This window comes from Peribacillus sp. NPDC060253 (assembly GCF_042727425.1).
Classification (GTDB): domain Bacteria; phylum Bacillota; class Bacilli; order Bacillales; family DSM-1321; genus Peribacillus.
In genome coordinates this window covers 1-6,841 of the sequence record NZ_JBHXAS010000182.1, presented here as the reverse complement: position 1 = coordinate 6,841, position 6,841 = coordinate 1, and the positions used below count along the sequence as shown (strand labels likewise).

The following is a 6,841-nucleotide window of genomic DNA, read 5'->3' as shown; positions in this document are numbered from 1 at the left end:
TTATTAAATAAATAGAAATGGGATGATTACATAATTAATCGTATGTATCAAGGGATTTTCTTTTTATATAATAAATACAAATATTAAGTAAGGGAGATGCTACGATGAAAAAAGTATTGCTGCTGCTTTCCAATGGATTCGAAGCGGTTGAAGCCAGTGTGTTTACAGATGTAATAGGTTGGAATAAATTAGAGGGTGATGGTACCACTGATCTCGTTACGGTTGGTCTTCATGAACAATTGAAATGCACATGGAATTTTATCGTGCAGCCTGAATTTACAATCGATCAAGTAAATCTTGACGACTTCGATGCTTTGGCCATTCCAGGAGGCTTTGAAGAAGCTGGTTTCTACGAAGATGCCTATGATCCGAAGTTCCTTGATGTCATTAAAGATTTTCATAATAAAAAGAAAATCATCGCAACAATTTGTGTAGGTTCTCTTCCACTAGGAAAAAGCGGGGTATTAAATGGAAGAAAAGCCACTACGTACAATCACCCTACCAGCGTAAGACAGGGTCAGCTAAAAGAATTTGGTGCGCTGGTCGTTAATGAACCGATTGTCGTCACGGACAATCTCATTACATCCTACAATCCTTCTACAGCATTCGAGGTAGCCTTTACGCTCCTGGAAATGCTCACTTCCAAAGATAATTGTAAACATGTGAAGGAATTGATGGGTTTCCATTAGGAATGTCTTCGAAACCTACACGATTGGATGTTATTTGGATGTTGATTTCCGCTCCAGGCACTCGCTTTCCGCGGGCGGTCGTGTAGCCTCCTCGGCTTGCGCCTGCGGGGTCTCCCCTAGACGCGCTTTTCTAAGCAGGAGTCTCGTACCTTCCACTCCAATCAACTGCAACGTTTTTCAACTAAAAAACTGTAGGCAAACTCGTTTTTTTCGAGTTCATCGTACAAAAGAGGTTCCGAATGAATCGGAACCTCTTTTGTACGATATGTTACTTCCAATAAGCCAATGAACGGGTTTTCATGGATTCACGGAACTGATTTGTTGATTCCGGTAATACTTTATTCGTTGCATAATCGATGATGACTCCATACTGGCGAATCACATCCAGACTATCCAGCTCGCCATTGATGAATTTTTCTTCAACGCTCTGAATGTTTTCCTCAAGCCATTGTTTACGGTTGTTTCTTATATAAGACCTAGCTTGTTCCGTTGCTTCCAGATCTATTTCGAATAAATCGAGATCTTTATCGATTTCCTTGATAACGACTCCATAATCTTTTTCAGCTCGCTCAATTGAAACATACTCATCGATGACATCTTCCAAAACATCTTCGGGACTTCTTTCAAGCGGATCTCCCAGTCCTCCGCCCCCAGCGGATGGACGTACAAAGGAATCTCCTTGCTGAACTTTTACATTTGAGAAAATCGCACCTAAGTATCTTTCGTCTTCCTTGCCTGGATTCAGCCATGCTCCATGCGGGGAAGAAGGAAGCCCTCCAAAGATCCCCCATGTTATCGAACGGGAACGGTCACAGCAATAGGACATGACCGTGTTCTTAACATTCGTGAGTGTACCTCCCTTTTCTACACCGCACCCGCCGCGGTATTTACCCGGCCCGGCAGAGTCCGTAATGATTTCATGCTTCATCGTCACGACAGGTGACAACCTTTCTTGTCCTTCACAAGGCTGCACGCTGAGACCCAAACCGAAAGTAGGAGAAGTGGCGTTCACACCGTCTCGATCAGAACGGCCTCCATGGCCGCCAGCCATCCAGTCATACCACATGAAGTATTTTTCTTGTTCCTGACGTTGATCCCATCCGCCGATAAGTAAATACTCAAGGTTAAAAGAGCATGCGATCGCTCTTTCAGGCATGATGTTAGACCAGAGTTCGAAACAAGCACTCATGATTTTTTCATAGGCCCCTGAACAAAAACCCGTTACGGCAATCGGTGCAGGAGCGTTGACCACTGAGTTTTCCGGCAGTTCAATCTTTACCACTCTATAAAAACCCGAATTCAAAGGGATTTCAGGGAAAAATGTCTTGGTTCCTGAGTATGCTGCTGATAAAGAAGCCCCGAATCCGGCATTCAAAAAGCAGCCAATATAAGAATGCGAACCAGAAAGGTCATAAAGAATCTCGTCATCCGTGATAGTCATCTTAACCCTGATCGGGATCAGACCGTCTCCAACTTCAGGGTCCATATCGATATAGTCCACGGTCTCCCACGTTCCATTCGGTAAAGCCGCAACCTTTGCTCTTGCTAAGCGCTCCACATAATTCTGCACTTCCGAAAAAGCAGACAAAGTCGTATCGATTCCATACTTCTCGATGATGGCAAACAACTGGCGTTCGCCTACCTTGGCCGCTTCCACTTGAGCACGGAGATCGCCTACCCTTTCTTCCGGGACGCGCATGTTCGAAACAATCACATTGACCACATCTTTTAAAAATGTTCCTTTACTATATATTCTAAGTGGCGGAATCCTTACACCTTCACCGAAATGCTCTTTGGCATTGATATCAAAGGAACCAGGTGTTGATCCTCCCATGTCAGCCCAGTGACCATTCGTTTGCATGAACGCTATAAGCTTTTTGCCGTGAAAAACAGGCAAGAGGACCCGTGTGTCATTGAAATGAGTACCGCCCCTATACGGGTCATTCACTAAGAAAACGTCCCCAGGGTGGATATCACCTTCGAAGTCTTCCAGTACCGCTTTTGCCGTAAGATGCAGCGTACCCACATGGACCGAAATATCCTGCGTTCCTTGCATGACTGTATTTCCTTCTGCATCACATAGCGCACAGCTGAAGTCCCGATTATAAATGACGAAGGAATAGCATGTCCGAAGGATTTGTTCTGCCATCTGATCTACAAGGTTAACGAAGCCATTTTTTATCACTTCAAATGTCACCGGATCTAAACCTGTTCCAACTCCAGATTGGTCAATTAACTGTTTATTAGACAATGAAATCCACCTCTTTTTATTTAGTTTGGGAAAGAATCAAGTTCCTGTATTTATCAACTTTGGCTGTAAAGTTTGGAGGGATGACAGTCGTTGTATCAAGCTGATCTACTATGGCAGGTCCCGTGATTTCAGAGAATGCCGGAATGAGTTCCCGGTTATACACGTTCGTATTCACAAAGCCTTCCTCTTCGAAATATACATCACGCGTTTCCTTCAGGGCATCGGCCAATGTACCACCAGGTTCATAAGTGGGAAATTCAGGTTTTGGCACCGATCCGATTGCTGTTACGAGCAGTCCGTATATTTCCACGGTTTGTTCTTTATCGGAGAATGAAAATTCCCGTTCATGTTCTTGATGGAAGCGGTTAAGGGTCTCTTCCAATGAAGAAATTGGACAATCGACTTCAATCGCCAATGACCGCCACTGTCCCATATACCTCATATCAATATAGCGCATCAATGTGGACGCTTCTTTAGCAACCCCTTCTTCTTGCAATAAAGCTCTTGCCTCTTTTTCCATGCCAATGAATTCTTTCTCTAAATCCTCCAAGGACACATCCTTAACATTCTTCACATAGGTTTTCGATATATCATGACGAACATCGACAAGCAGACATCCCATTGCTGCGGCAACACCCGGATGCGGCGGGATGATGACAGTCGGGATTTCCATTTCTTTGGCCAAGTACGCTCCATGCAGGGGTCCAGCCCCGCCGAAAGCCACAAGTGCAAAATCTCGTGGATCATATCCCCGTCTAACTGATATTAGCCTTAATGCATCACACATATTGGCATTGGCCACACGTGTGATGGCATTCGCCGCTTCTTCTATCGTATAATTGAATTTCTTGGCGATTTTATCTACGGCTTCCATCGCTTTTTCTTTATCCAGTTCCATTTGTCCATCCAATAGTTTGGTGCCAAGTCGTCCTAATACGATATTGGCATCCGAATTGGTCGGTTCCACGCCACCCCTGCTATAGCAAGCAGGTCCAGGAACCGCCCCTGCACTTTGAGGCCCGTTGCGTAAAGAACCGCCTTCATCAACCCAAGCTAAGCTTCCGCCCCCTGCTCCTATCGTCAAAATTTCGATACTTGGAAACCCAATCGGATACCCATACTCTATGTACCAATCTTTTGTAATCCGTAATTCCCCTTCATGCATTAAGGAAATATCGGTACTCGTTCCTCCCATATCCAACCCTATTGCATTATTAAATCCGCAAAGCTGGGCGATATGTTTACTGGCGATCGCACCTGCAGCTATACCGGAGCTTGCCAATCTTGCAGCATAACGAGGAACGGTTTGGGAGGTCATTACCCCTCCGCCAGAGTGAAGCACTAAAATGTCATCTTTATATCCTCTTTTATTCATTTCACCTTCAAGGGTTTTGATATAGTTGCTTACTGTCGGTCCTAAAACCGCATTGACGATTGTCGTACTCATACGCTCATGTTCAAAAATCTCAGGCAGGACTTCACTTGAAATGCATATATAGACGTCCGGAAGTTCCTCCTGGATGATTCGTTTCACTTTGGCCTCATTGCTTCCATTTACATATGAGTTCATGAAGCAAACCGCAATCGATTCTGTACCGCGTTTTTTTAATTTCCTAGCCAGTGACCGTACTTCCTCTTCATTGATTTCCGTCAAAACATTTCCTGAATAGTCGATTCGTTCTTCCACCTCAAAGCGATCTCTTCTTTGGATATACGGCTTGGCTACATCATCATAGGTATCCCATAACTCAAGCTTGGTTCCACGGCGGATTTCCGATACATCCCGAAAACCAATGGATGTGATCAATGCTGTTTTTGGCAATTTTCTTTCAATCAAGGCATTGGTGCCCACCGTTGTACCATGGGAAAACACTTTAATATTTTCACAATCAATTTCCGCTTTAGCGATTCCATCCAAAATACCGACCTCTGGGTTTAGAGGAGTTGACGATGTTTTCGTAATCGAAATTTCCTTCGTGCTTTCATCAAAAACGAAAACATCTGTAAATGTTCCGCCTACATCAATTGCGAGCCTGGTTTGCTTCGTACCTATCATATAATTCCCACCCCTGCTACAAGATTTAAAATACTTTTTACCTTTGTGAACATTGCTTCACTCTAATCTCCTTCGGTGAACCCCAAGTGACATAATGCAACCGTTTAATAGAAATGATGTGTGAATGGAGGTCAGCCAGCCGTTGGATTTTATCGGTCAAAAACGGAACAAGATGAATGATGCAATAAATAAAAAAAAACCAGTTATATCAATAAGAAATAATTGATATAACTGGTTTTGATCTAGGGTTAGCTCCGCTGAATGGCGAAGTCTATTAGATTCGACAGTTATTAATAGATTCATTATTACATCATTAAGTCCATTTAAGACGATGCATGGTAGAGTTGAATTTCCTTCGATAAACTAGCTGTATACACTATGGCTATATACTTTATCTTACTTCAATTAACGATAAAGTCAAGGTAGTTTTCGGAATTTTTAAACAACTTTCAGGATTAAGCAGTTTACAAAAATAAGTAAAATTAAGTAAGCACAACTCTTTTGGCCATGCTTACAAGCCTTATTATTTATCAGGTGTTTCCGAGATACCTTCCTCGCTGTTTTTGAGATAGGCTTCAGAAATTCCATTCATGCCTTCCATTAGTTGTTCTTTTGTATATTCCATACTGCCGACCAGTTTATTATGCTTCTTATCATTATTCTCTTCTATCGTGTTAGATTCTGAATCAGTCACATTTTTCACCTCCATCATTAGGATGGCTTTATTAGGTGGAAATATGTCCGATAACCACAGTATTGAACCCTTCTTTCAAGGATAAAATGTCAATATGCAAAACGTTTACATGTATTTTAATGAAGGATTTAGATCAAACATCGGACCTCCCCATTGTGATAGGTCTTTAAATATGCAGAAAAAGATTATTTTAAAGAGATTTTTTTAAAAATCAGCTGTTTTCATGGAACTAAAGGGATATACTATAGGGATAGCTTTTATTACATTTTTACATGTATTTTTTTGTTGCGTTACACTTTGTGTAACTTTTTACAAGTTTTTCTAATCAACTCAACAAAATGCATATTGCAAAGGAGAATTGGAATGTCAGAAACGATTACCCAATCACAGTCAGAACAACTGGATGCACGTCAAAAACAATTGGATATACTGGACCAATTATTAAAGCCTGAGGTTCAGGAATCACTCAATACTTTAGTGGATCAGTTACCAAAACTGACTGAATTAGTGAATATTTTAACAAAGTCTTATGATTTTGCTCAATCGGTAGCGACTGATGATGTACTGAAAAATGATACGGTCAGTGCCATTTCTGAAATCGCAGTACCTGTAGTCGATTCAGTGAAAGGGCTTGCGGCTACTGCCATAGAAGCTAAGGATCGTGCTGAAGTGAATCATGATGTAATTGGTCTTTTTGGTCTGTTAAGAATGATGAAAGACCCGCAAGCACAAAAACTTTTCCGTTTCGCGAATGCTTTTCTTGAAGTCTCTGCAGAACGTAAAAACCAAAAATAAATTCATAAATATTCAATCAGTAAGGACGGGGGATTAACTATGTCAAAACAAATCGTCATCTTAGGTGCAGGATACGCTGGATTACTATCTGCGTTATCCGTACGAGAATATTACAATAAAGATGAAGTGCAAGTTACAGTGGTGAATCAATTTCCAACACACCAAATCATCACCGAATTGCATCGTCTTGCAGGCGGATCCATTTCTGAGCAAGCCATTTCCATTCCTTTGGAAAAACTTTTCAAAGGAAAAGATATCGACCTTGCCATTTCAAAAGTGGAGTCTTTCTCAGTTGATAAAAAAGAAGTGAAACTTTCCAATGGATCCACTTTATCTTATGATGCCCTAGTTGTTGC

General features: G+C 41.8%; 6 protein-coding genes. 3 read left to right on the top strand and 3 right to left on the bottom strand.

The features are described 5' to 3' along the window. Window positions 1-104: 104 nt before the first annotated feature. Window positions 105-689 carry a DJ-1/PfpI family protein gene (locus ACFWE9_RS25215; RefSeq protein WP_230162779.1) on the top strand — a complete coding sequence of 195 codons (585 nt, stop codon included), beginning with the start codon at window positions 105-107 and terminating at the stop codon, window positions 687-689. A 268-nt stretch (window positions 690-957) separates the two neighbouring features. Here ACFWE9_RS25215 and ACFWE9_RS25210 read toward each other — a convergent pair whose 3' ends face one another. From ACFWE9_RS25210 to ACFWE9_RS25200, 3 genes are all read right to left on the bottom strand, one after another. Next, window positions 958-2,940, bottom strand: coding sequence for a hydantoinase B/oxoprolinase family protein (locus ACFWE9_RS25210; RefSeq protein ID WP_230162781.1), 1,983 nt, complete (start codon window positions 2,938-2,940; stop codon window positions 958-960). Window positions 2,941-2,956: 16 nt separating this feature from the next. Beyond that, on the bottom strand, window positions 2,957-4,996 hold the full coding sequence (locus ACFWE9_RS25205) for a hydantoinase/oxoprolinase family protein (protein WP_230162783.1): 2,040 nt from the start codon (window positions 4,994-4,996) through the stop codon (window positions 2,957-2,959). A gap of 523 nt (window positions 4,997-5,519) precedes the next feature. After that, entirely contained in the window at window positions 5,520-5,690 is a 171-nt protein-coding gene (locus tag ACFWE9_RS25200) for a hypothetical protein (RefSeq protein ID WP_230162786.1), read from the bottom strand. Between the two features lie 363 nt (window positions 5,691-6,053). Here ACFWE9_RS25200 and ACFWE9_RS25195 point away from each other — a divergent pair, with 363 nt between their 5' ends. Continuing rightward, a complete protein-coding gene (locus ACFWE9_RS25195; RefSeq protein ID WP_230162788.1) occupies window positions 6,054-6,485 on the top strand; it encodes a helical membrane plugin domain-containing protein in 432 nt (143 codons plus the stop codon). Between the two features lie 39 nt (window positions 6,486-6,524). Then, window positions 6,525-6,841 (top strand): FAD-dependent oxidoreductase (locus tag ACFWE9_RS25190; protein ID WP_377359383.1); only part of this gene is annotated, 317 nt, incomplete at its 3' end.